This is a genomic window from Denitromonas halophila, assembly GCF_007625155.1.
Taxonomy (GTDB): Bacteria; Pseudomonadota; Gammaproteobacteria; order Burkholderiales; family Rhodocyclaceae; genus Nitrogeniibacter; species Nitrogeniibacter halophilus.
Map to the genome: position 1 here is coordinate 37,775 of NZ_VMNK01000016.1, position 24,687 is coordinate 62,461.

The following is a 24,687-nucleotide window of genomic DNA, read 5'->3' on the forward strand; positions in this document are numbered from 1 at the left end:
TCATTTAAGGCCGCTGTTATAACAAGGCGCTAAACCGGATTGCTAAAAGCGTCATTTCTTTTGCAAAAAAACGCAAAAGAACTGCCACTTCCAGCAACAGGTTAGCTTAGCGTTAGCCGTCATTAATTAGATCCAATGGCTTCTCTCTACCTCCAACTTGCGCTACTCCTGGGCCTTCCGGCTATTTATGTCTTGGCAGCTTTAGTCTTTGCCTGGCCGGGCCTCAACAGGCCATGGCTATTCGTCGCCGCCAGCGTTATCTTCCTTTACGTTACATATTTCTGTGTGCTCTATCTCGTAACTCCGCAGGGCGGGGGCTACTTTTTGGAGCAATCACAAAGTGGCAGCCCCAGCAAAGAACAAGGCGGCGAGGTGATTTCGTTCTTCTTGCAACCGTATCTCAAGCCCATGCTTCTGTTTTCGTGTTTAGCGCTTCCGCTGCTCTGGGGCGCCATAAAGTTGTTTCGCCGCTAGCTATGGCTTCCACAGTGCCGGCTAACATTGCGGTCAAAGCCGCTCCCTCCGGTCGCTGGACGTCCCGCAAGCGGGCCGCCCTTTACCTAAAACGTTCGGCGCCAGACAATGGGGACAATTTTTGATCACTTACCGGGGAAAAATTAATGAAAAACTTCGAAGCAATTCACGATTTTGGCGATGAATGGAGAGGATCTGAAAACTTTGAGGTTTCAGAAGTTGGGCACTACTTATTTTCTGCATGGGTTACTTATAAATCACCGGAATATGGGACGCAGAGAGAAAGTTGCATAGTTCATATATTTAGAAATGGAATGCAAGATGGAGAAATAGACATCCATTCAAGTGGCGAACTGCAAAACGAAACTCACCACCTAGGTTTTTCTCCGAAATGGCAAAAATATAAGTTCTCAAAGGACGATGGCGCCTTTGTTGTTCTCGGCGCCTCCCCAAAAATGGGCGGCGAATATACTGTGAGGATTATTCCAAATAGCAAAAAGGCAAGCTTCCGCTAATTGTGCGAGGCATGTCGCCTAACACTGCGGTCAAGGCCGCTCCCTTCGGTCGCTGGACGCTGCGCGATAAAGCTCCGCGCAGCAACTGCGCCAGGGTCAGGTCTTGAAATACGACATTTTCATCGAGCCGTTCTTTTGAAGTTGTGCCAGCGAGGTTGAATTCAACAAGCGGCGAGCAGCACAAAACATGCGTTTGACATTTTCAATGAAAGCGTTACGCTTCACCTCTGGTCCCAAATGCAGAGCGTCGAAGATATGTTTCATTGCACGTTCAAACTCAACGATGAAGCACTGAGCATGTTCAAGGTCGGGGCCCTCGCGCTCCCGGCTTTCTCTGGCCTCGGCACAGCTGCAAACAACCGCGCCAAGGCCTGCACGGTGGGCGTCGGCCCGATCCCGCCTGGCACCTACTACATCTTCGACCGCGAGTCCGGCGGCCTGCTCGGTCCGCTCAGAGACTTCTTTACGGGTCGGGACGATTGGTTTGCGCTGTACGCCGTAGATGGCCGCATTGACGACGAAACCTTTTGCGACGCGGTCAAACGCGGCAATTTCCGACTGCACCCGAAAGGACGACTTGGACGAAGCGAAGGCTGCGTGGTGATTGACCGTGCCGCAGACTACGTCCATCTACGCAGCCTGCTCAAAAGCGCTCGCCCACAAGCGGTGCCTGGCGCTTCCGTGCAGGCTTATGGCAGCTTGGTGGTGGCATGAAACCCAGCACGATCGCCACCATGAGCTCGGCCACACTGGCACTCACCTATGTACAGATGCGTTTGTGGCTTGCCAGTGATTGGTCGGAGGCAACCTGGAGCTGGATCAACGCCCGACTATCTGATGGCGCTGATCCCGGCCTGGCGTCTGATGTCGAGCTGATTGCCGCACTTATCTGCACGCTTACGGTGTCACTGGCGGTGGTGTTGGGCGCCCGTATCCTGCTTGGCGGACGCCAAAAAAAATAACGACCCGCACGGGGCGACTGAATAGCTGGACGCGTCTCGTGATTTCGCATCCCCCACCGCGCCCTTCGTCGCACCCTGATACAAAACCAATCGCACTGATGCTGCATCGCAACATCGATTGCCTGTAGTGTGTGTACCGTTCATTCACCCACTTCCTGATGCCTGCGCACGCATCCGTGCCAGCGGAGCTGACGGAAAGGAGGTCGATATGCGGATCAAACCCTTCTCTAAAAGAAAGACCATCAGCCTGGCCTTGCAGGGCGGTGGCGCGCACGGGGCGTTTACCTGGGGCGTGCTCGATTACCTACTCGAAGCCGGCCAGCTCGATTTCGACGCGGTGAGCGGAACCAGCGCGGGCGCGATGAACGCGGCGGTGCTGGCGCAGGGGCTGATGGCGGGCGGGCCCGACGGGGCGCGTGAGGCGCTGGCGGCTTTCTGGAAGGCGGTGGCCAGCAGCGTGCCTTTTGATGTCACGGTGCGCACGCTCGATGGCGACAGCGGCACCCTGGCGCCGGCGATGAAAATGATGATGATGTGGGCGAGTTTCTTTTCGCCCTACGAACTCAACCCGTTTGACCACAACCCCTTGCGCGACGTGGTGACGAAGCAGATTGACTTCGAACGCCTGCGGCGCGAGAGCCCGCTGCGCTTGTTCATTGCTGCCACCGAGGCTAACACGGGCCGTCTGCGGCTGTTTCGTGAGCGGGAACTGACCGCCGACGCCCTGCTCGCCTCGGCCTGCCTGCCGTCGGTGCATCACAGCATCGAGATCGATGGCGAGCACTACTGGGACGGCGGTTTCGCGGCCAATCCAGCGGTGTTCCCGTTGTTCTACACGGGCAAGAGCCGCGACATCCTGCTGGTGCTGATCAACCCCATGCGCCACAGCAAGACGCCGCGCAGCGCCGATGAGATCCGCACGCGCAGTATGGAGCTTGGCTTCAGTGCGAACTTTCTGCGCGAGATGCGCATGTTTGCGCATGCCCGCGAGTTTGCCGAACAGCAGCCGTGGTGGTCGCGCGGCCGGCTGGAGCGTCGCCTGCTGTCGACCAATTTCCATCTGATTGAAGCTTCGGAGGTGATGAGCCAGTTGTCGTCGGAATCCAAGCTGTCGGCAAGCGGGTCATTTCTCGAGCTGCTGCGCGATCTGGGCCGCGAGCGTGCTCAGCAGTGGCACGCAGAATCGGGCCACCATGTTGGCGAGCGCCCATCGGTCGAGGTGGCCGGCCTGTTCGGTGCCCGTCCGAGCGCCGCGGAGATTCGCCCGTGACGCACGCGTAGCGACTGTCTTCTGGTGGTGGCAGCTCGGCAGGGCTGCGGCGCTTCAACAATTGGTGGCGCACCACTAGAATGGACTCACGATTTCGTTCGCCCCCCCAGCCTACGAGACCTCCGCGCACGATCGAACACGGACATGAGAGACATTCGCGAATCCGACTGGAAGGTGCTGCGCCGCTTGCATCCGCTGGCGCTGGATCGCTATTGCGAGCGGACGCTCGGAGAATGCGTTCAGATCGCGACAGGTGGCGCTGAATCGGCCCACGCGCGGTATCTGGCGCTCTACCGTTTGGTGCAAGCGCGCGACAAGACGCTGGGGATGGCCTTCGATAACCCGCGCCGCTCGACCGCGATCATGACGCTGATCAGCCTGGCCCGGCTGGATCTGCTGACGGCGTCCGAGCTTGACGCACTGAGCGACGAAACCCGGGAAGCGATCCTCCGGGCGCTGGAGCCGCTGGACTAGCGACATCGACGACCCGGTTCTGTAGTCGCAAACGCCCGGATTTCGCCGCAGGGATTTCGGGACGCTTGCCGCCGGCTCAACGATGATTTGATCCATGCCGACGGCGCGCAGGACGGTGGCATTGAGCGGACGGAAGCGAGTATGGTTGCTTGAACGGATACGCTGCGGTGCGTACCACGCCGGCAACCCGGTTGAGGCAGGTCGACACGCGGGTGGGCGTCTGGCGGCCAACCCACGCAAGGGGTAGTGCGCCTTGCCTTACTCGATGAGCGACCGTATCAAGTATTTAATTAGACATTTGGCAGACTATCCAGGCCCTCCCCTTTTTCGGCAATCCGAAGTACCCCAGCCCAATGAATCTGATATTGATCCGCCTGAGCGACGTCAGGCTTTCCGACATCGTAGCGTTGCACAACGACCCCGACGTCCTGCGCCACATGCCGCTCGCGGGTGCGGTGTTCGATGAAGCCGCATGTCGACAATGGGTCGAGGGCAAGGAGCATCAGTGGGTACGCAATGGCTATGGGCCTTGGGGTCTGCAGATCGATGGCGAGTTCGCGGGATGGGGCGGGTTCCAGGACGAGCGAGGCGATGCGGATTTCGCGTTGGTGCTGTCTCCGCGGCATTGGGGGCACGGGCGGGCCATCTATCAGGTGTTCATCAAGATGGCGTTCGAGGACCTGGGCCTTGCGTCCATCACGGCGCTTCTTCCGCCGAGCAGACGCCGTGCAAACGGTTTGCGCCGTTTGGGGTTTGAGGCGGATGGCGTGGTAGACATTGCCGGCGCGGTATTTCAGCGGTATCGGCTTTGGGCGCCAGCGTATGTTGCCGAACATGTCGCGAAGAACACGCCGCGCTGATCGGCGGCAAAGGCTCGCCCCAGAGCAACGAAGTCAACGCCAGACAGCCCGTAGAAATATACCCCCGGTCATCTCCGCCGCAAGACACCGCTTGGCGAGCAGGCGGAGACTGACCCACACAGCTTTGCCATCGCGCGATCCCGCACAAACATGTGCCCGCCCCCCCATTGTGGACATCGGGTGCTCGGCTGATGGTCGGCATTACCGTCAAGGGCCTCAACATGCTCGAACAGCGCTTGTCACGGAGCACACGCGCTCGCGGGAAGAGCAGCTCAAGTCGGTGTCAATAGAATCGCCTACTACGTACCTGGCGACCGCGACCACTCAAGAAAGCATCACTTCAGCCGCTAAGTGAATGATTGCTGATCGCGATGTCGACACGGTCGACATCCCCCCCTTTCAAGACTCAAGCACTCAAATGACTCATGCCCGCAAGATCCTGCTGGCCTTTGTGGTGTCCGCGGTGCTGTCTACTGCCTTGCTCGGCGGTTTTTTGCATCTCAAGCTCAACGCCTGGGCCGAGGCACGGCTGGAGAAAGGGCACGCGTCATTCGTCGAAGCGATCGCCCGGAACATGAACGGCGAAATTGCTCGAAGCCAGCAGTTGCTCGAAACGGTCGCCGCCAGCGTCGAGTTCCGGCATCTGAGCGCGCTGGACCAGATTGATCTCAAACTCAATGGCATTCCGGGCAACGCAGACCTGGACAAACGGCGCATGCTGGAGCGCCTGCTCGGCAAAGATGACTTTTCAGTACTCTTCGTACTGACACCGAGCGGCGACCACTACCTCTCGCACCCCTATTCGGTTCAACGCCGACTGAAAAAATACAACCTGGCAGACCGCCCCTACTTTCAGGCGGCTCGAACGGAGCGCCGCACGGTGGTCTCCGACATGTTCGTGGGCTCTGACGGCATTCAGGCCGTGGCCATTGATGTCCCGGTACTCAACGAGGCGGGCGAGATCGTGGCCCACGTCGGTGGCGTCAAACACCTGACCCGCTTGGCAAAGATGCTCGATGCCGAGCTGATTGCGCCCTTCGATCGTGGCTTGCTGATCGATCAAAACGGGTCGGTGATTGCCATTACCGCGGCGGCGCGACTCCCGGCGACACACAAGAACGCGGCCCTGCACGGGCGCCTGCCACCCGATGCGGCCCCATCGATGGATCGATTCGAAGACGAAAACGGCCTGCGCTGGTTGCGCTTTCGCGCCCCACTGACGGCGGGCTGGCAATTATCGCTGATGCGTCGGGCGGATCTACTCAAGGCCGAGATCGCTCCGCAAGTTCAGAGCACGGCCCTGCTAGGCACCGCCATCGTTCTGATCAGCAGCCTGCTCGGCGTGGGCGTTGCGGTCTCACTGGCTCGACGCTGGCAGCAGGCCGATGCAGCGCTTGAAGCCGCCAAGGCGACGCTCGAAGATCAGGTCGAGGCTAGAACGGCCGAGCTCGCGCAATCGGAACAGCGCCATCGCGCGTTGTTCGAGCACAGCCCGCTGCCCATGCTGCTGTATGACGCCAGCAGCTACGCCATCATGGAAGCCAACGACGCGGCCGTGGCGCAACTCGGTTACACGAAACATGCCTTTCTGACGATGACGGTCCATGATCTGGTGCACAACGACACGCCGCCCCATGACATCGCGACACCCCATGAATCCAACGATGCGGCCGAACAGCGCTATCGACTGCGCAAGCAAAATGACGAACCCATAGAAACACTGGTCTGGTCCCGCCCGACCCACATCAACGGCACTCCCGCACGCATTGCCCTGATTCACGACATCACGCGTGAAGCAATGGCACAGAGAGCGCTGCAGGAAAGCGAATGGCGCTTCCGGAAAGTGTTCCAGGTCAGTCCGGTGGCGGGATCGATCACCACACTCGAGGGGGGCCGCTACTTCGAAGTGAATGACGCCTACACGGCCGCCTTCGGCTGGTCGCGGGAGGAACTGCTGGCCGACAACGCCGTACGCATTGGTCTATGGCCGGATCCAGATCAGCGCCTCGCCTGGGTCCAGTGTCTGCGCGAACAGAATTTTGTCTCGAACTACTCGGTACGCCTGCGCGACAAAGGCCTGCGCCTCCACGACATTCTGATGTTCGCATCGGTCATCGACTTTGCCGGCGAGCGCTGCGTGCTGACCATGCTGCACGATGTAACGGCTCAGCGCGAGGCCGAAGCGCGAGTACGTACGCTGTCACAAGCAATCGAGCAAAGTCCGGTGTCGGTGTTGATCACCGACCGCCACTCGGTGATCGAGTATGTCAATCACCGCTTCGAAGAAATCACCGGCTATACCGCCAACGAGGTCATCGGCAAAAAGCCGAGCGTGCTTAAGTCAGGGCAGACGCCACCCAGCCGCTACGAAGCCATGTGGGCGGCATTGAGTAATGGCAAGGCGTGGGAAGGCGAATTCCAGAATATGCGCAAGAACGGTGAGCTCTTCTGGGAGCGGGCGCATATTGCGCCGGTTTTTGACGCGGCGGGCGATCTTCGCCACTACCTGGCCGTCAAAGAAGACATTACGCATCAGAAGCGTCAGGAGGAGAAAATTCTCCGCCAGGCCCACTTTGATCCACTCACGGATCTACCGAACCGTTTTCTCGCTCTGGACCGTCTCACCCAACTCATCAAGGAGGCGGCCCGCCAAGCCAACAAGGTTGCGGTGTTATTCATCGACCTGGACGACTTCAAGAAGATCAACGACAACCTTGGCCACGAAGCGGGCGACCACGTGTTGATCGAGGCGGCCGCCCGTCTCAGCAGCGCGGTGCGCGACGAAGACACCGTCGGGCGCCTGGGCGGTGATGAATTCATCGTCCTGCTCGGCGGACTGTCCAGCCCGGGCGACGCACTCCCCGTTGCCGAATCGCTGATCGAACGCTTCCGTGACAGCTTCCAGCTCGACGGGCGCGAACTCATGCTGACCGCCAGTATCGGCATCGCCGTGTTTCCCGAAGACGGTGACAATCCGGCAACGCTGCTGCGCCATGCCGACACGGCGATGTACCACTCCAAGGCCCAAGGCCGGAATATCTGCCACTTCTTCACCGACGCGATGAATCTCGGCATGTCGCGACGACTGCAGATCGAAGAACAACTCCACGGCGCGCTGGCGCGCGAAGAGTTCCAGCTCTGCTATCAACCCCTCATCAATATCGCCCGACGCGCCATCATTGGTGCCGAAGCCCTGCTGCGCTGGCGCAACCCGCGCCTTGGGGCGGTGCCCCCCGATGAGTTCATTCCCGTCGCCGAACACACCGATCTGATCATCGACATCGGCAAACACGTGCTGAGCCAGGCCATTGAACAGGTGGCGTACTGGCGCGGAGCGTTGTCGCCCGACTTCAAGGTGGCGGTCAACCTCTCGCCCCGGCAATTCCGCGATACGGGGCTGGCCAGCTTCATCGAGCAGACGCTCGCACGCCACGGCGTCCCCGGCAATGCGCTGGAGCTGGAGATCACCGAAGGCGTGCTGATGGGCGGTCACACCCACATCAACGACGCCCTCGTCTCGCTCAACCGGATGGGCGTGCACATCGCGATGGACGATTTCGGCACCGGCTATTCATCACTGAGTTATCTGCGCAGCTATCCTTTTGATACGCTCAAGATCGACCGCAGTTTTGTGGGCGACATCACGATTGACGCCGCGGATCGGGAGTTGGTCAATGCCACCATCGCCATGGCGCATGGTCTCGGCCTGAGCGTGGTGGCCGAGGGCGTCGAGACCGAGGCGCAACTCGACTATCTGCACTCGCGCGGATGCGACATCGCGCAAGGCTACCTGTTCGGCAAACCCGTCCCGGCCGAAGCCTTCAACACGATATTCGGCCAGCCCGTCTGACGCGTCCCCCTACGGCACCGAGCCCTCACCACATCCGATCGTGTCTTCAAGCGGCATTCCGTTGTCAAACCGAGGACGCCGTCCGACGATCCATCCAGGCGGCATTGCCCCTCCAACTCAAGCATCGACAGGAAGCACGGCCTCTCCTGCCGCCCGCCAGGCCTCGATTCCGCCCACCAGATAACGGGCGTCACACCCCATCACGCGCAACACGGCGACCAAGCCCTGACTGATTTCGTGCCCGTGGACGCAATAAAGCACCACCAGACCGTCGGTCGGGATGCTGTCTTTCCAGTCCAGCCAGCGCGCTGGATCCCGCCATTGGCCGCCCGCGATCTGGCCGCCATCGCTTTGCCGTGCCGTGGCTCGACGCACATCGAGGAGCCTATGCACAAGGCCGCCGCGTTGCCAAAGGGCGAGTTCAGCCGGCGTGATGTGGCTCATTGGGCAACTCCTTTCAAAACAGCGACAAGGCCAGACCGGCCACGGCGCAGGCAGCGATCACCTCGATCACGCCGCGCTTGAAACGCAGCAGGGCCACCGCTGCGCCAAGTGCGACAAGCGCGGCGACGGCATCGAAACCGCCCGCCAGCCCATCGGGCCACAACACGTGATAGCCGAAGAACAGCGCCAGATTCAGCACCACCCCGACGACGGCCGCGGTAATGGCGGTGAGTGGCGCGGTAAGGCGGATCTCGCCATGGGTGGATTCAACCAGCGGCCCGCCGGCAAGAATGAACAGAAAGGATGGCAAGAAAGTGAACCAGGTCACCAGGCATGCAGCGACCGCGCCAGCCAGAAAGAGCGAGTCGGGCCCGAACACGGCTTTAACGTAGCCGCCGACATAGCCGGCGAAGGCCACCACCATGATCAGCGGGCCGGGTGTGGTCTCGCCCAGCGCGAGGCCATCGATCATCTGGGTGGGGGTGAGCCAGCCATAGTGGCCGACCGCGCCCTGATACACATAGGGCAGCACGGCATAGGCGCCGCCAAAAGTGAGCAGCGCGGCTTTGGTGAAGAACCAGGCCATCTGGGTAAGCGTGTGGTCCCAACCCAGGCCGGCAGTGAGCAAACCCATGGGCACCAGCCACAGCACCGCACCGGTCGCCAAGACACCCGTCAGACGCGACCAACTGAAGCGGGCGTGCGCCGGCGTCGGCGTGTCGTCGTCGATGATGGCTCGGCCAAAATCGGCGCCTGCCTTGCCGTGCCCACCGCCTGCGGCGAAGACGTGCGGCGCGACACGGCCGCCGATGTAGCCGACCACCGCCGCGCCCAGCACAATGGCCGGAAACGGCACGTTGAGAGCAAAGATAGCCGCAAAGGACGCACCGGCAATCGCCCACAGCACATTGTTCTTGAGCGCCCGCGAGCCGATACGATGCGCCGCCTGCAACACGATGGCCGTCACCGCCGGCTTGATGCCATAAAACAACCCGGCCACCAGCGGTACATCGCCAAAGGCGATATACACCCACGACAGCACGATGAGAATCAGCAGCGAGGGCAGCACGAACAGCGCACCGGCCACTACGCCGCCCCAGGTGCGGTGCATGAGCCAGCCAATGTAGGTGGCGAGCTGCTGCGCCTCGGGGCCGGGCAGCACCATGCAGTAGTTCAGCGCGTGTAAAAAGCGCCGCTCCGACAGCCAGCGGCGGCGCTCGACCAACTCCTGGTGCATGATCGAAATCTGCCCCGCCGGCCCGCCAAAGCTGATGAAACCGAGCTTGAGCCAGAACAGCACGGCATCACGAAAGCGCACCGCGGCGGGGGCGTCGATGGTATCCATCGCAATTGGAGGCGTGGTTTGGCTCATGCAACGGGCGCGCCGGTATCGAAACGGGTCAGCAGCGCATCGAACACGCCGCTGGCTGCGATGAGCAAGGCATCGTCATCGGCAATGGCATCGCGCAGGCCGGCCAGCACACTCTCCACCCCAACCGCCTCGGGCGGCTGCACACCGCCCACGTCGAGGTAGTGCACCAGCAGCGCGAGTCGCGCCAGCGCGGGCTGCGCAAGGCCGAAGCTGGCGATCATCACCTCGAAGCTCACCAGCCCCCCCAAGTGACTGAAACGCGCGCCATCGAAGTCGAAGCCGAGCGCATCGTCCGGGCAGTCGCCAGGCGCGGCAAGCCACAGCATCGTGGCCGACGGGTCGATAAAACGGCGGATCAACCACGCACAGGCGAGGCGGTCGACCCACGGCCGTCGACGCGTCGCCCAGCGCCGGCCCTGAAAATCGGCGATGTCCATCGACTCGATCTGACCGGTGATGGCGCGAGGCTCATCGGGCGACAGCACACGCGCGATGTCCAGCTCAAGCGATTGCAAGGCGGCGTCCACTTGCCGCTGCGCTTCGCCAGCAAAGAAGTCGATCGCCGCAAGCGCAACAAACGCCTTGCGCAGCTTGCGCACCTGCTTGATCGCCGCCGCCACGGTGTCGGCCGACAAGGCCTCGCGCACCGCCACCACCTCTCCCAGCAAGGCGGCGTAATCGTCTCGCCGATCAAACAGATGGGCAAACTCGGCACCAGCCACCTCTTCCACTCGCAACACGTAGGCCACTCCGCCGCCCTCACGCACCTCGGTGGCGATGGCATCGAGCGTGCTGGCACAGGCGTCGCGGTTGGGCATGAGGTAGACGCCATCGCGTAACACCGCCGCGCCAGACTGTTTCAAGCCACGCCACGCGCGCATCCGGACGGTGGCGTTTTCGGTGGGCAGACTGAGGATGAGTACGAGCCATTGATTCATGAAACAAACACTACAATGATGTAGCGCTTACTTCAACATTTATTTTCTGACAGCAGACCGCTCACACTGGCCTACCCTGAAGTGACAGATCGAGGCTCAGGACAATCGCCAATCTGGCGCCTCGTCTTCACCGCCCGCCCGAAATTCACAAGGAGCCCCCCCATGACCGCGACACCGATTGGCGACTTCCATGTCGCACCAACCGATCTGCCATGGAAGGTCCTGCGCGAGGGCTATCATTTCAAGCTCCTGCGAACCTGCCCGGTCACCGGCACCTGGGTCGCGCTGTTTCGCACCGTGGCGGGGGCGTCCGTGCCATCGCACAAACACATCGGCGCGGCCGAGTACTTTGTCTTAAAGGGAAAGATCGAGATCCGGGGCGGCGCCGAACGAGGCGGCATCACGGCAAGTGCCGGCGACTACGGCTACGAGCCGAACGGCATCGTCCACGAGAAAACCCATTTCCCGGAGCCCTGCGAATACCTGTTCATCAACCACGGCCCGCTGCAATATCTGGATGCCGACGGCAATACCGCGATGGTGCTCGACTGGATCGGTGTTCAGGAAAAGTGGGACGAAGCGGCAGTGGCCGAATAGCCCAAGGCCTATTCACCACTGGCCAGATACCGCTGCGCCCAGGCCGCGACCACCTCGGCCACGTAGATAGCGTCGGCGCGCTGGCTGAGCAGGTGGTCGGCGCTGTCGAGGCTGACGAAGCTCTTGGGATGCCTGGCCCAGCCGTAGATACGGGCGGCGTTGTCGATGCTGACGGTGGTGTCTTGCGGCGAGTGAAACACCAGCAAGGCTTTACGCAGCCCGGCCACGGCGCGTTCGAGTTTGGCCGACTCGATGTCGTCGAGAAACTGCCGGCGAATGCGAAAGGGCCGGCCGACCAACCGCACGACCGCCTCGCCTTCGCGCTCGATTTCATCCCGTGCGCTTTCAAAGTGATGCGCCACATGGGCGGGATCGGCGGGCGCGCCAATGGTGCAAATCGCCCGCGCGCCGTCAATTTGCGCGGCCGCCGCGAGCACCGCCGCGCCGCCGAGCGAATGGCCGATCACGATGGCGGGCTCGGCCAGCGACTGCTTCATGTAGGCGGCCGCGGCGACCAGGTCTTGGACGTTGGACGAGAAGTTGGTGTTGGCAAAATCGCCATCGCTGGCACCCAGTCCGGTGAAGTCAAAACGCAACACGGCAATGCCTTGGGCGGTGAGCCCCTCGGCAATGCGCGCGGCGGCGAAGATGTCCTTGGTGCACGTAAAGCAGTGGGCAAACAGCGCGTAAGCACGCGGTGGCGCGTCGGGCAGATCCAGCCGAGCGGCAAGCTCGGTGCCAAAGGCGCCGGGGAAGGTGATTTTCTGGCTTTGCATGAGGGGGGCTCCGGTCGATGGCAGCGCGCCACGCCAGCCGGTCAATACGCCGAGTGAACGCGCGCTACGCTCAAGAGACGGCGCAGCACCCCGGATGATTACAACCGATTGGCGCGCCGGCATATGGTGACGCATGAGCGACCAAAGAAAAACGGCCTCAATCAGGCCGTTTCCTGCTCAACCGCGCGACCGGCTTACCAGCTCGCGTCCCGATCCGGCGTGGCCGATATCTTGTGGATGGTGAGGTCGGCGCCTTCGTATTCTTCTTCGGCATCCAGACGCAGGCCACTGACGGCCTTGATCGTGGCATACACCAGATAGCCACCGACGAATGCGAAGGCCACACCGGCCAGCGTGCCAACGAGCTGGCTCATGAAGCTGACGCCGCCCATGCCGCCCAGCGCCGACGAGCCGAAGATGCCGGCAGCGATGCCGCCCCAGGCGCCACACAGGCCATGCAGGGGCCAGACACCGAGCACATCGTCGATCTTCCAGCGATTCTGGGTGAGGGTGAACATCTGCACGAACAGCACGCCGGCAATCACACCGACCGCCAACGCACCAATCGGGTGCATCAGGTCGGAGCCGGCACACACTGCCACCAGGCCCGCCAGTGGACCGTTGTGCACGAAGCCCGGGTCGTTCTTGCCCATCACCAGCGCGGCCAGCGTGCCACCGACCATGGCCATGAGCGAGTTGACCGCCACCAGCCCGCTGATACCCTCCACCGTCTGTGCGCTCATCACGTTGAAGCCGAACCAGCCGACGGTGAGAATCCAAGCGCCCAGCGCGAGGAAGGGAATGCTCGAAGGCGGGTGCGCGGCGATGGCGCCCGATTTATTGTAGCGACCATGACGCGCGCCGAGCAGCAGCACTGCGGCCAATGCGATCCAGCCGCCAACAGCATGCACCACGACGCTGCCGGCAAAGTCGTGGAAGGTAGCGCCAAAGCTGGATTCAAGCCAGGCCTGGAAGCCGTAGTTGCTGTTCCAGATCAGGCCTTCGAAGAAGGGATAGACCAGGCCGACCAACAGCGCGGTAGCCGCCAGTTGCGGGTAAAAGCGTGCCCGCTCGGCGATGCCGCCCGAGATGATGGCCGGAATGGCGGCGGCGAAGGTCAGCAAGAAGAAGAACTTGACCAGGTCGTAGCCGCTACGCGCGGCCAGCACGTCGGCGCCCTGGAAGAAGCTGACGCCATAGGCGACGGCGTAGCCAATGAAGAAGTAGGCGATGGTCGAAACGCTGAAATCGACCAGAATCTTGACCAGCGCATTGACCTGGTTTTTGCGCCGCACGGTGCCCACTTCGAGAAATGCGAAGCCGGCATGCATGGCAAGCACCATGATGGCGCCCAACAACACGAACAGGACGTCACTGGATGTCTTGAACTGCTCCATGGAAATGCTCCTTTTGCACAATAGGGGAGCATTTAGCAGATCACGTGCCAGTCTAGCTTTTAAGCAAAATCAGCCACTTACAGGATAACGCCCCAAGACAGCGCATTCCGCCAGCACCAATTCAGTGCATCAGAGCACCCGCCAGGCCCCATCAACGTGCATGCATGCCAACAAATGCGTCATCTCGGTGCGAGGCCCTTGGGCAGCAACACCCACATGGCGCCGTTCTGCTTCATGCGCCCGGCCTCGGCCCCCGCGGCATCGCCAAAGCCCCAGAAGAAGTCGGCCCGCACACCGCCACGAATGGCGCTGCCGGTGTCTTGCGCCATCACCAGATGCCGCAGCGGCTGGTTGGTGTTGGGGCGGGTGGTATCGAGGAACACCGGCGCGCCCAGCGGCACGGTCTGGCGATCAACCGCAATGCTGCGCTCGGCCACCAGCGGAACACCCAGCGCCCCGATCGGGCCGTCGTTGTTGTCTGGCAGCGGTCGGAAGAACACATAGCTGGGGTTCTGATCAAGCAGCTCACGCAGGCGTGCCGGGTGGGTCCGCGCCCAGCGTTGGATGCCCTGCATGGACGCGTCCGACAGCTTGAGTTCGCCCTGCTCCACCAACCACTTGCCAATCGACTTGTAGGGGTGGCCGTTCTGGTCGGCATAGCCGATGCGCAGATAGCTGCCGTCGGGCAGCTCAACCCGGCCCGAGCCCTGCACTTGCAGGAAGAACAGCGCAATCGGGTCATCCGCCCAGGCCAGCACCGGCGCCGGAAAAGCCTCGCCCTGCGCACTGACTTCGCGCCGCGTCCAGTAAGGCACCAGCCGGTTGCCCTCCACTCGTCCGCGCAGGCGCAGGGGCTTGAGCTCGGGGTAGATGCCGGCCAGCTCGACCGAGACCATGTCCTGCGGCACGCCATGAATCGGCCAGGCGTGCTGGGCGTTGCGATCGAGGCTGCCGCGAATCAACGGTTCGTAATAGCCGGTGACCAGGCCGTTGGCGCTGCTGTCGGCATTGCGCACCTGCCAGGGGCGGAAATTGCGATCGAAAAACTGCCGCACCATCGCCCGCGGCGGCGCGTCGCCGAGCGCATCGGCTTGCGCACACACCCCCGCCCAGGCCGCTTCCTTGCGCAGCACCCGACAGGAGCGCTGCCAGGCCGGCCAGGCGGCCTCCATGGCATCCGCATTCCAGCCCGGCAAGTCGGTCCAGCGGGCAGCCACCAGCCGGCCGGGGGCCACTGCCGGGCTTGCCACCGGTGCTGACGGCGGCGTGACGGCTTGCGGCTTGGGCGCCACGGGTGCGGGCGCCGGTGCCGGCACAGGGGTGCTTTGCGTCACCGGCGGCACCTGCGCGCAAGGCGGACAGTCGGCCACGCGCTCGGTAGCACAGGCCGACAACAACACACAGAGCCCGACCACACGCGGCCAGACAGACAGACGAAGGAACATGGCGGACAGATCAGTTACACTCGGTCGAGCGAAGCCGGCAGTATAGCCGTGACCGCCCTTCCCCAACCTGCCACCGGAGCCTGCCATGTGGGTGATCCTGCTGGAAGCCGGCGTTGCGCTGGCATTGTTGCTTGTCATTGTCTGGGCCACCTGGCCACGAAAGAAGAACACATCTGATGACTCCGACATCTCCTGAACTGGCCGCCTTTTTTGCGCGCCTCGAAAAAACCCTGGACCGGCTCGACGCCTGGCTGCCCGCCCCGCCGGCGGCACCGGACTGGGACAGCGCGATCGCGTTCCGCTGGCTGCGCCGCGGCGCACAAGCACGGCTGGAGGCGATCCCCCATCCGCACCTGATCCGTGTCGAAGACCTGCAGGACGTGGCCGACCAGATCGCGCGCCTCGACGCCAACACCCGCCAGTTCGTCAAAGGGCGCCGAGCCAACAATGCGCTGCTCACGGGGGCGCGCGGCACCGGCAAGTCCTCGCTGGTCAAAGCCATGCTGGCGCGCTACGCCGACAAGGGCCTGCGCCTGATCGAGGTCGACAAGCAGGATCTGATGGACCTGCCCGAGATCGTCGAACTGGTGCGCACCCGGCCCGAGCGCTTCGTGCTGTTCTGCGACGATCTGTCCTTCGAAGACGCCGAGCCGGCCTACAAGGCACTCAAGAGCGTACTCGACGGCTCGCTCGCCGCGGTGCCCGACAACATCATCATCTACGCCACCTCCAACCGTCGCCACCTGATGCCTGAGTACCACGCCGAAAATCGCGAAGCACACAACATCGACGGCGAGATCCACCCCGGCGAAGCGGTCGAAGAGAAAATCTCGCTGTCCGAGCGTTTCGGACTGTGGTTGTCTTTCTACCCTTTTAATCAGGACGCCTACCTCGATATCGTGTGCCACTGGCTGAGCGAATTCGGCGTGACCAAGGCCAAGATCGACAAAGCCCGCACCGAGGCCCTGCAGTGGGCGCTGATGCGCGGCTCGCGCAGTGGTCGGGTGGCCTGGCAGTTTGCCCGCGACTACGCCGGCCGGCACGCCACGTGAGACTCGCATGACCGACACCGCCTCGCCCAAAAAACGCGTCGACGTCGCCGCCGCCGTCATCACCCAGCCCAATGGCAGCGTGCTGCTCGGTCAGCGCGCGCCAGGCACCTTCTACCCCGGCTACTGGGAGTTTCCCGGCGGCAAGGTCGAGCCCGGCGAAGACCCGCGCGCCGCGCTGATCCGCGAGCTCGACGAAGAACTCGGCATCACCGTCGACACCTGCTGGCCCTGGCTGATACGCGAGCACGACTACGAACACGCCAACGTTCGCCTGCACTTCTTTGAAGTACCCGAGTGGACTGGCGACATCAACGACCATGTTCACGCCGCGCTCGCCTGGGAGCACCCCGAGCGCTTCAGCGTCGCGCCCATGCTGCCAGCCAACGGCCCCATCCTCAAGGCGCTGCGCCTGCCACACGAGATGGGCATCACCGATGCCGCCCACATGGGCGTCGACGCCCAGCTCGAGGCGCTCGACCGCGCCCTGGCACGTGGCCTCAAGCTGGTACAGATCCGCGACTCCTCCCTCGATACCCGCCCGCGCGAACGCCTCGCCCACAGCATCGTCCAGCGCTGTCACGCCGCCGGCGCACTGGCCCTGGTCAACGGCGACGCCGACCTCGCCCGACGCACCGACGCCCACGGTCTGCACCTGCCCGCCCGCCAGCTCATGGCCTGCGGCACTCGCCCCGATTTCGAGTGGGTCGGCGCCTCCTGTCACACCCGCGCGGAGCTCGAACACTGCGCCAAACTTGGCCTCGACTACGCCGTGCTCGGCCATGTCAACGCCACCCCCAGCCACCCCAGCAGCCCCTCGCTCGGCTGGGCCGGCTTCACCCCCCTCACCCAATGGCTACCCATGCCGGTATTCGCCATCGGCGGGGTCAGCCTTGAGCACATGAGCGCGGCGCGTGCAGCCGGTGCGCATGGTGTGGCGGGGATTCGCGGGAGTTGGGCCTGAGCGGCAGACTCGCCTGAGCTTCAACAGATTCGCGCCCTCGCTCGGCCGAGCGCGCCACCCGGCTTGACCGCCAACACCAGCGACTGCCCGGCCATACCCGCCAGCGGCCAAGATAAACCGGCACCTGCTGCCATTCGCATCTATGGTGGTTACATAGCGTCGGCATTCACGCTGTTCGCCTTGCGCGCATGGCGCACCGCCCGGCCCCACACGGCACACCGGGTGACGAGCACGCGCTGGCCGACATTGGAGGGCACGCAGCATGGCGACCTATATCGCACTATGCACTTTCACCGATCAAGGGATCCGCGCCATCAAGAACTCGGCGGAACGGGCCGACGCCGTCAAGGAGTTGGCCGCGAAGTTTGGCGCGACGATGACACAGCTGTACTGGACGATGGGTCAGTACGACCTGATCGCCACCATCGACGCACCAGACGATGAGTCGGCCACGGCATTTGCCCTGGCCACGGCCTCGGGCGGCAATGTGCGCGTACAAACCCTGCGCGCGTTCTCGCGCACCGAACTGGCGGGCATTACCCGCCGGCTCGACTGACACGCTGATCCCAGGCTTGAGCGGGCGCCGTCCCCCCGCTCAGCAGTGTCAGCTATCCCAGGCGCCTTGCCGCAGACGCGCATTCAGCGTGTCGACAACCTCGGCCCAATCGGCGTCTTCGGCGATCTCCTCACGTAGAAAAGCCGCCTGGGACGGATTCCAGAACGGCGCCGCCGCAAGTGGGATATGCCCGGCCAGTGGGGCGTGACACGCCACAAAGGTGTCGATACTGGCAGCGTCGTTGGGTAAGCCAAGCTGGGCAAACAAGGCGGACAGAGGATGGACTGGGGTTTCCATGAGAAGGTCTCCTTTCGACATGACACAGTGCCACACCCACATAAGTATGCGCCGACACGGCGCTCGAACATACCATCGGCGCCCCCCAACTGGTCACCCCACGCTTTTTCTTAAAGCGTCCATCGCGCGTTGATGGCCAAAAAAAACCGCCTCGAAGGCGGTTTTTTTGACCGAGACATTACGCCTTGCGCTTGCCTCGCACCAGGCCAAGGCCCAGCAGACCGATGCCAAGCAACCCCAAGCTCACGGGCTCGGGCACGCTTGTCGGTGGCATGTCGGCGGTATTGATTAACACGCGCTCAATCACAAAGCCGCTTTGCGCGCCTTGGTTGTGGTTGAAGGAAAAGCTGTTGAAAGGAGTACCAGAGAAGCTGATGGTGCCTTGCCCATCATTTGCCGTCGAAGTAATCGTCGTGCCATCAAAGGTTGTACCACCCTGATTGGTATAGCCAATCGACACGGGACCATTGCTGGTCACAAACCCAAAAAGCGTCTCCACCGGCAAAGAACCAACACTGCTCAGTGCATCAAACTCGATTTCAATGGAGTTGATCATTGTCGAGAAGCTGAGCACGTAGCTGCCGGAGGTATTGTTCCCACCAAGATACAGTCCAGCGAAGGTTCCGCTGGTGATAAACCCGATACTGCCGCCCGTATTGGTGGTCGTCAGCGTCGTGCCCCCCACGGTCACCGGATTGCCGGAGCCCAGATCGGCATCGGAAAAGCTGATCACTGCGGCCTGCGCGACGGCCGAACCGGTCAAGGCCAGCATGGCGACCAGCGCTTTTGTTTTGAATGTTGTCATTTACGATTGCCCCGATATTGAGCGCTTAGCGAACCTAAGCATGGACGATCTCACGCAATATCTACGCCAACAGAACAATTTGATTTAACAACAATCACTTGCGCCAAATTTCAGGCGATTGCCAAGCGCAAAATGTTGCTGATTGTAAATTTATCCGACACTCATATGACACCATGGCGCCGCTTGAAACGGCGACCGCGTTACGCGTCGTCAAGATCTTCCGACATGCCATCCGGCGGCTTGGCGGCCGGAATGCGGTAGCTCTCGGAGGCCCAGGCGCCCATGTCGATCTGGCGGCAGCGCTCGGAGCAGAAGGGGCGGAATTTGTTGTCGGTGCGCCATTCGACAGGCTTGGCGCAGTGGGGGCATTTGACGATGCGGGGGGCGGTATCGCGGGTCATCGGACTCAGAGATTGCACAGCGTGAGTTCGAACTCGACGTCGTTCTCGCACTGGCGGGGTCGGCTGATGGTGTCGGGGCGCATGAAGCGCACGTTGAGCACGTATTTGTTGGCGCTGATTTCGGGCACGGCCTGGGCACCCAGCTGGACGCGGACACGCACCATCTGGATCGGGCGGCCGCCCATGGTCAGCTGGTAGTTGCCGCGACAGGCGGTCTGCATTTCGGGTCGGCCACTGGCGCGCAGCAGGCGTAGCACAATCGCCAGACCGTCGCGGATCGGCAGCATCGGGCGAATCCAGCCTTCGAGGTCGCGCCGGCGCGCTTCGACGTCGCGGTTTTGCCAGTGGTAATACGCGGGCAGGTCGAACTGACAGGCGCCACCGGGGATCGCAGCGCGGCTGCGGATGCCCATGAGCCAGTCGTTTTCGCGCAGGTAGTGGCCGATCTTGCCAGACACCGACAACAGGCCGGCCGTGGCCTGCTCGATTTCGTACAGGGCGCCGCTGAGCGCTTCTTCGGAAATATCGGGGTTGTCGCGGAAGGCGAGCAGCGACTGGCGCTGGCGCTCGAGTTCCTGCAGCAGATCCACCTTGAACTCGGAGCGGCTGGCCACTTCGAGCATTTCGAAGATGGCCGTCAACGTGACGTGATGGTCAATAGGCGATTCACCGCGCAGTGTGTGCGCGATACGGGCAAACAGATCTTCCAGCCGGAGCAGGGTGCGGATGCGCTCGTTGAGTGGGTATTCGAAAGTAATCACCGCATGCGCCTGATGGGTTTGCCAACCTCCTGATAATCCGCGCGATGATAGCACAGGGCCTGCGCCGGCCTCAGGCGCTGGCGAGGCGGAGGTACTGCAAATGCAAGGCGTCGACCTGTTGATGGAGATGGTCGAGATCGCCGCTATTGTCGATCACGTCATCGGCGGCAGCGAGCCGATCGGCCCGCGGCAGCTGCGCCGCCATGATGGCTTCGACTTGCGCGGCGGGCAGACCCGAACGGCGCATGACCCGCGCCACTTGCACCGCCGCCTCGCAATCGACCACGGCGATGCGCTGACAACGCTGGCGATAGGTGCCAGACTCGATCAGCAGCGGCACCACCAGCACCACATAGGGCGTCTCGGCCTCGACGCACTGACGGTCGGACTCCGTGCGGATCATGGGATGCAGGATTGCTTCGAGGCGCTGACGCTCGGCCGGGTGGGCAAACACCAGTGCGCGCATGGCGTCGCGGTCGAGCGCCCCATCGGCGGCGATCACCGCATCGCCAAAGGCCGCGCGAATGGCTGGCAAAGCCGCACCGCCGGGCGCAGTGAGCTGACGGGCGATGAGGTCGGTATCCACGATGGCCGCACCGCGCTCGCCAAAACGATCCGACGCCGCGCTTTTTCCACTGCCGATGCCGCCGGTCAGGCCGACAATCCAGCGCGCAGTGCTCACAGCGCGCAATCCTCGCGGGTGGCACCAGCATAGGCTCCGGCCCATTCCGCCGCGCGCTCGATCAGCGCTTCGGCCGGCCCGCGGATTTCGATGCGGTGGGTGGTGTCGCCCCGCTCTTCGATCGCCACGCCACGCACACCCTTGGCCTGAATGCGACGTACCTGTTCTTTGGCCGACGCCTCCGACTTGAACAAGCCCAGCGAGATGGTTAGCGGCCGGGATCCGTTCTCGCCCACCACAAACAAATCGTTCCAGCCCTTGGCGCGGATCTCGCTGGCGCGGCGCTCGGCCGCGTCTTTGGTGGGATGCGCGGGGATATGCACCCACCAGGAGGTGACATCGGTGGTGGTCTGGTCGCGCGCGGTGAAGTCCGGCTCGCGCAGCGCCTGCCGCGTGAGCCGATCCGCCGCTTCGTCGTCCAGACCGCCAAAGGCCACGCAGGCTTTCGGTACGCTGACCACCGGCGGTGGCGCTTCGACGACGGGCGCCGGTGGCGGTACAGGCGCGGGCGGCGGCACGACGACCGGCGCAGGTGCGGGCGCAGGCGCCGCAGCCGCACGCGCCTCGGCCTGCAAGGCCGCAACCGCGGCGTCATCAAGCACCTGGATCTGCTCGGGCTTGAGCTGATTGGTCACTCGCTCAGGCTCGCTGCGCGTGCCGTCCTGACCAAACCAGCCCTGCCAGGCCGCCAGCGCAATGGCATTGACCAGCACCAGCAAGATGATCAGAAAACGCAGGATCGGCACGCTTGGCTCCTTAACCGACTTTGGGCAGATGCGCCAGCGACGCGGCCACCGCCTCGGCCGGGTACTCGTAGTTTTCGAGTTGGCCTGAGAAGTAGCGGTCGTAGGAGGCCATGTCAAAGTGACCATGGCCCGTCAGGTTGAACAGTATCACCTTGGGCTCGCCGGTCTGCTTGCACACCAGCGCTTCGTCGATGGCCGCACGGATGCCGTGGCAGGATTCTGGCGCCGGGATGATGCCTTCGTGGCGGGCAAACAGCACGCCGGCTTCAAAGGTGGCCAGCTGCGGCACGGCCACGGCTTCGACCAGCTTCTCGTGATACAGCTGCGAGACCAGCGGCGAATCGCCGTGATAGCGCAGGCCACCGGCGTGGATGCCCGGCGGCATGAAGTCGTGGCCCAGCGTGTACATCTTCATCAGCGGCGTAAAACCCGAGGCGTCGCCGTAGTCGTAGGCGTAGGCGCCCTTGGTGAGGGTCGGGCAGGAGGCCGGCTCGACGGCCACGCAACGCAGTTTTTCGGCGCGCTTCTCGCCCGCGATCTGATCGCACAGGAAGGGGAAGGCGATGCCGCCAAAGCTGGAGCCGCCGCCGCAAGGGCCGATGACCACATCCGGGTAGAGGCCGATTTTTTCAAGCTGTTTCTTGGACTCCTGGCCAATCACGGTCTGATGCAGCAGCACATGGTTGAGCACCGAGCCGAGGGTGTACTTGGTATCGGCACGGCCGGCGGCCTCTTCGACCGCTTCGGAAATCGCGATGCCGAGCGAGCCCTGGTTCTCGGGGTCTTTCTCCAGAATGGCGCGGCCAGTCTGGGTTTCGTTCGAGGGGCTGGAGAAAACCTCAGCGCCCCAGGTCTGCATCATCGAGCGGCGGAAGGGCTTCTGCTGGTAGCTCACGTTCACCATGAACACCCGCACATCGATGCCGAACATGCCGCCTGCGAAGGCGATGGACGAACCCCACTGACCGGCGCCGGTCTCGGTGGTCAGCCGCTTGATGCCGGCCTGCTTGTTGTAATAGGCCTGCGGCACGGCGGAGTTGGGTTTGTGTGAGCCGGCCGGCGAGACGCCTTCGTACTTGAAGAAGATCTTGGCCGGGGTGCCCAGCGCCTTTTCGAGACGCACCGCACGCACCAGCGGCGTCGGACGCCAGATTTTATAGATCTCGCGAACTTCATCGGGGATCTCGATCCAGCGCTGCGAGCTCATCTCCTGCTCGATGATCGGATCCGGAAAGATCGCGCTCATCTGCTCGGGCGTGGCGGGCGAGCCGTCTGGCCCCAGCGGCGGCAGCGGCGCATTGGGCATGTCGGCCGCGATGTTGTACCAATGGGTCGGGATGTCCTCTTCGGTCATCAGAATGCGTGTCGGCTCGCTCATCGGCGGTTCTCCATTATGTTTTTGTATTGGCGCCGGGCTGGCCCGACGTTGTCCGTATCCGGCGGGCATCTTAGCCCGTCTGGCGTTTCATCGAAAGCATCCGTGACGCTGTGCCACCGCCACGCCATCGAGCACGAGGTTGTCGATGATCCGCAGCGGCACACCCAGCAGCGGCGCAATCTGCGCCGCCGCCCCGCCATTGAGCAGGCAGCTCGCCCCAGGCAGGTCAGCCACGTGACGATACATCCGCTCGATGGCGCCGGCCTGGGCATGCAGGCACCCCATGGTGATCGCGTCGGCCGTGCAGGTGGGCAGATCAATCACCCGGCCGTCGGCCAGCGGCAGCTGCGCGGTGTTGCCAGCCAGCGCGCGACGCATGAGGTCGACGCCGGGGGCAATCAGCCCGCCGCGAAACACCCCCTCGGCGTCAAGCACGTCAATCGTGGTGGCGGTGCCGGCGGTAACCACCAAGCACGGCGCCGCGCCATGGTCTTGCGCGCCGATCAGCGCGGCCCAGCGGTCGGCGCCCAGTTGGGCGGGGTTCACATAGCTGTTGCGCACGCCGCAGGCCTCGCGTGTGGGCGTCAGCCACTGGGGGGCATGGCCCCACGGTGCGAGCGATTCGGCCACCCGGTGACGCAAGGCAGGCGACACCACCGAGGCGCCAAACACACCGTCGATCTGGCCTGGCGGCGGCAGCACGACGTCAAAAACCCAGGCCTCGTCATGCGCAAAAGCGCCCTGCGCCAGCCATTGATCGGCCTCGCGCAAGCCCCATTTGAGGCGGGTGTTGCCCACGTCCAGCAGCAGGATCATCCGGCGGCTCGCAAGCTCACGTCGCCGGCCAGCACGCGGCGCAGGCCGGTGTCTGTCTGCAGGCGCAAGGCGCCGTCGACATCGACGCCGAGGCAGATACCTTCAAGGCTGTCGGTTTCACCGATCAGCCGCACCGGCAGGTCGGCATAGGCGTTGCGCTGATTCCACGCGCCCTGAAAGGCCGCGAAACCGCTGTTGGCATAGGTATCGAACAGACTGCGCTGCACGCGCAACAAGTCAGCCAGCAGCGCTTCGCGACTGGGCAGCTCATCAATCACCTGATCGAGCGCGGTGACATCGCTGCGCCCGGGGATGCTCGCCTCGCCCGGCAAGGACAGGTTCAGCCCGATGCCGACCACCGCCGCGACCTGCCGCGCCGAGGCCAGCTCGACCAGAATGCCGCCGAGCTTTCGCCCGTGCACCTGAATATCGTTAGGCCATTTGAGTTCGACACCGGCCACGCCAGCGTTTTCCAGCACCGTGGCCACGGCGATTCCGGCCACCAGCGAGAGCCCGGCCGGCACCGGCGCGCCCACGGGGAAGCGCCACATCGCCGAGAAGGTCAGGCTCGCGCCCGACCAGGCCTGCCACTGCCGGCCCCGGCGACCACGGCCGGCGGTCTGCAGTTCGCAGGCGACCACCGGCACCCGGCCGTCGTCGGCGGGCGCACGCTGGATCAGCACGGAATTGGTGGAGTCGCACTCGGCGCGCAGATCGAGCGCAAAGGCGTCAGCGTCTGGCCCCAGGTGGGTACGCAGCGTATCAATATCGAGCGGTGAAGGCGCAGTAGCGGGCACGGGTCGGGAGGCAGCAGTCATAAAACTGCATTATGTCCCAATCGTCGGCCGCCGACAGTCC

The 24,687-nt window shown here is 63.1% G+C and carries 27 protein-coding genes; 12 read left to right on the forward strand and 15 right to left on the reverse strand.

The window, feature by feature from the left end; genetic code table 11:
* Nucleotides 1–135: 135 nt before the first annotated feature.
* The 8 genes from FHP91_RS17170 to FHP91_RS17205 all read left to right on the forward strand — a co-directional run bounded on the left by FHP91_RS17170 (nt 136) and on the right by FHP91_RS17205 (nt 8,405).
* Complete coding sequence (locus FHP91_RS17170; protein WP_144310756.1) at nt 136–474, forward strand: hypothetical protein; 339 nt, start codon at nt 136–138, stop codon at nt 472–474.
* Between the two features lie 146 nt (nt 475–620).
* Nucleotides 621–989 carry a hypothetical protein gene (locus FHP91_RS17175; protein WP_144310757.1) on the forward strand — a complete coding sequence of 123 codons (369 nt, stop codon included), beginning with the start codon at nt 621–623 and terminating at the stop codon, nt 987–989.
* Nucleotides 990–1,286: 297 nt separating this feature from the next.
* Nucleotides 1,287–1,703, forward strand: coding sequence for a DUF2778 domain-containing protein (locus FHP91_RS21735; protein ID WP_391527579.1), 417 nt, complete (start codon nt 1,287–1,289; stop codon nt 1,701–1,703).
* On the forward strand, nt 1,700–1,951 hold the full coding sequence (locus tag FHP91_RS17185) for a hypothetical protein (protein ID WP_144310758.1): 252 nt from the start codon (nt 1,700–1,702) through the stop codon (nt 1,949–1,951). The genes FHP91_RS21735 and FHP91_RS17185 overlap by 4 nt, the downstream gene beginning before the upstream one ends.
* Nucleotides 1,952–2,159: 208 nt before the next feature.
* A complete protein-coding gene (locus tag FHP91_RS17190) occupies nt 2,160–3,221 on the forward strand; it encodes a patatin-like phospholipase family protein (RefSeq protein WP_144310759.1) in 1,062 nt (353 codons plus the stop codon).
* Between the two features lie 144 nt (nt 3,222–3,365).
* The gene (locus FHP91_RS17195) at nt 3,366–3,695 is read left to right on the forward strand and encodes a hypothetical protein (protein ID WP_144310760.1); all 330 of its coding nucleotides are present in this window, start codon (nt 3,366–3,368) and stop codon (nt 3,693–3,695) included.
* Between the two features lie 353 nt (nt 3,696–4,048).
* Nucleotides 4,049–4,555, forward strand: a complete 507-nt coding sequence (locus FHP91_RS17200; protein WP_144310761.1) for a GNAT family N-acetyltransferase — start codon at nt 4,049–4,051, stop codon at nt 4,553–4,555.
* A 355-nt stretch (nt 4,556–4,910) separates the two neighbouring features.
* On the forward strand, nt 4,911–8,405 hold the full coding sequence (locus FHP91_RS17205; RefSeq protein WP_144310762.1) for a bifunctional diguanylate cyclase/phosphodiesterase: 3,495 nt from the start codon (nt 4,911–4,913) through the stop codon (nt 8,403–8,405).
* A gap of 117 nt (nt 8,406–8,522) precedes the next feature.
* Here FHP91_RS17205 and FHP91_RS17210 read toward each other — a convergent pair whose 3' ends face one another.
* The 3 genes from FHP91_RS17210 to FHP91_RS17220 are packed head-to-tail and all read right to left on the reverse strand — an operon-like array spanning nt 8,523 to nt 11,159.
* Complete coding sequence (locus FHP91_RS17210; protein ID WP_144310763.1) at nt 8,523–8,849, reverse strand: rhodanese-like domain-containing protein; 327 nt, start codon at nt 8,847–8,849, stop codon at nt 8,523–8,525.
* A 13-nt stretch (nt 8,850–8,862) separates the two neighbouring features.
* On the reverse strand, nt 8,863–10,221 hold the full coding sequence (gene chrA, locus FHP91_RS17215; protein WP_144310764.1) for a chromate efflux transporter: 1,359 nt from the start codon (nt 10,219–10,221) through the stop codon (nt 8,863–8,865).
* Nucleotides 10,218–11,159, reverse strand: coding sequence for a chromate resistance protein ChrB domain-containing protein (locus FHP91_RS17220; protein ID WP_144310765.1), 942 nt, complete (start codon nt 11,157–11,159; stop codon nt 10,218–10,220). The genes chrA and FHP91_RS17220 overlap by 4 nt, the downstream gene beginning before the upstream one ends.
* Nucleotides 11,160–11,321: 162 nt before the next feature.
* Between FHP91_RS17220 and FHP91_RS17225 the strand changes: the two genes are divergently transcribed.
* Nucleotides 11,322–11,756 (forward strand): 2,4'-dihydroxyacetophenone dioxygenase family protein, encoded by a 435-nt coding sequence (locus FHP91_RS17225; protein WP_144310766.1) that lies wholly within the window; start codon nt 11,322–11,324, stop codon nt 11,754–11,756.
* Nucleotides 11,757–11,764: 8 nt separating this feature from the next.
* Here FHP91_RS17225 and FHP91_RS17230 read toward each other — a convergent pair whose 3' ends face one another.
* The 3 genes from FHP91_RS17230 to mltA all read right to left on the reverse strand — a co-directional run bounded on the left by FHP91_RS17230 (nt 11,765) and on the right by mltA (nt 15,374).
* Nucleotides 11,765–12,532, reverse strand: a complete 768-nt coding sequence (locus FHP91_RS17230) for an alpha/beta hydrolase family protein (protein ID WP_144310767.1) — start codon at nt 12,530–12,532, stop codon at nt 11,765–11,767.
* Nucleotides 12,533–12,726: 194 nt separating this feature from the next.
* The gene (locus FHP91_RS17235) at nt 12,727–13,929 is read right to left on the reverse strand and encodes an ammonium transporter (protein ID WP_144310768.1); all 1,203 of its coding nucleotides are present in this window, start codon (nt 13,927–13,929) and stop codon (nt 12,727–12,729) included.
* Nucleotides 13,930–14,108: 179 nt separating this feature from the next.
* Nucleotides 14,109–15,374 carry a murein transglycosylase A gene (gene mltA / locus FHP91_RS17240; RefSeq protein ID WP_144310769.1) on the reverse strand — a complete coding sequence of 422 codons (1,266 nt, stop codon included), beginning with the start codon at nt 15,372–15,374 and terminating at the stop codon, nt 14,109–14,111.
* A gap of 176 nt (nt 15,375–15,550) precedes the next feature.
* Between mltA and FHP91_RS17245 the strand changes: the two genes are divergently transcribed.
* From FHP91_RS17245 to FHP91_RS17255, 3 genes are all read left to right on the forward strand, one after another.
* Complete coding sequence (locus tag FHP91_RS17245; RefSeq protein WP_144310770.1) at nt 15,551–16,426, forward strand: ATP-binding protein; 876 nt, start codon at nt 15,551–15,553, stop codon at nt 16,424–16,426.
* A 7-nt stretch (nt 16,427–16,433) separates the two neighbouring features.
* Nucleotides 16,434–17,387 (forward strand): Nudix family hydrolase, encoded by a 954-nt coding sequence (locus tag FHP91_RS17250; protein WP_144310771.1) that lies wholly within the window; start codon nt 16,434–16,436, stop codon nt 17,385–17,387.
* A gap of 262 nt (nt 17,388–17,649) precedes the next feature.
* Nucleotides 17,650–17,943 (forward strand): GYD domain-containing protein, encoded by a 294-nt coding sequence (locus FHP91_RS17255; protein WP_144310772.1) that lies wholly within the window; start codon nt 17,650–17,652, stop codon nt 17,941–17,943.
* 48 nt (nt 17,944–17,991) lie between these two features.
* Here FHP91_RS17255 and FHP91_RS17260 read toward each other — a convergent pair whose 3' ends face one another.
* From FHP91_RS17260 to FHP91_RS17300, 9 genes are all read right to left on the reverse strand, one after another.
* Entirely contained in the window at nt 17,992–18,240 is a 249-nt protein-coding gene (locus tag FHP91_RS17260; protein WP_144310773.1) for a DUF2789 domain-containing protein, read from the reverse strand.
* A 178-nt stretch (nt 18,241–18,418) separates the two neighbouring features.
* Complete coding sequence (locus FHP91_RS17265; protein WP_144310774.1) at nt 18,419–19,045, reverse strand: PEP-CTERM sorting domain-containing protein; 627 nt, start codon at nt 19,043–19,045, stop codon at nt 18,419–18,421.
* Between the two features lie 200 nt (nt 19,046–19,245).
* On the reverse strand, nt 19,246–19,446 hold the full coding sequence (locus tag FHP91_RS17270; protein WP_144310775.1) for a DNA gyrase inhibitor YacG: 201 nt from the start codon (nt 19,444–19,446) through the stop codon (nt 19,246–19,248).
* Between the two features lie 5 nt (nt 19,447–19,451).
* Nucleotides 19,452–20,207: a cell division protein ZapD gene (zapD, locus tag FHP91_RS17275; RefSeq protein ID WP_144177713.1), complete on the reverse strand. Its 756-nt coding sequence runs from the start codon at nt 20,205–20,207 to the stop codon at nt 19,452–19,454.
* A gap of 70 nt (nt 20,208–20,277) precedes the next feature.
* The gene (gene coaE / locus FHP91_RS17280; protein ID WP_144310776.1) at nt 20,278–20,934 is read right to left on the reverse strand and encodes a dephospho-CoA kinase; all 657 of its coding nucleotides are present in this window, start codon (nt 20,932–20,934) and stop codon (nt 20,278–20,280) included.
* Nucleotides 20,886–21,635 (reverse strand): SPOR domain-containing protein, encoded by a 750-nt coding sequence (locus FHP91_RS17285; protein ID WP_144310777.1) that lies wholly within the window; start codon nt 21,633–21,635, stop codon nt 20,886–20,888. Before FHP91_RS17285 ends, coaE begins: the two co-directional genes overlap by 49 nt.
* Nucleotides 21,636–21,645: 10 nt before the next feature.
* The gene (locus FHP91_RS17290) at nt 21,646–23,013 is read right to left on the reverse strand and encodes a TrpB-like pyridoxal phosphate-dependent enzyme (RefSeq protein ID WP_144310778.1); all 1,368 of its coding nucleotides are present in this window, start codon (nt 23,011–23,013) and stop codon (nt 21,646–21,648) included.
* 87 nt (nt 23,014–23,100) lie between these two features.
* Nucleotides 23,101–23,829 carry a type III pantothenate kinase gene (locus tag FHP91_RS17295; RefSeq protein ID WP_144310779.1) on the reverse strand — a complete coding sequence of 243 codons (729 nt, stop codon included), beginning with the start codon at nt 23,827–23,829 and terminating at the stop codon, nt 23,101–23,103.
* On the reverse strand, nt 23,826–24,647 hold the full coding sequence (locus FHP91_RS17300; RefSeq protein ID WP_144310780.1) for a biotin--[acetyl-CoA-carboxylase] ligase: 822 nt from the start codon (nt 24,645–24,647) through the stop codon (nt 23,826–23,828). Before FHP91_RS17300 ends, FHP91_RS17295 begins: the two co-directional genes overlap by 4 nt.
* Between the last annotated feature and the right edge of the window lie 40 nt (nt 24,648–24,687).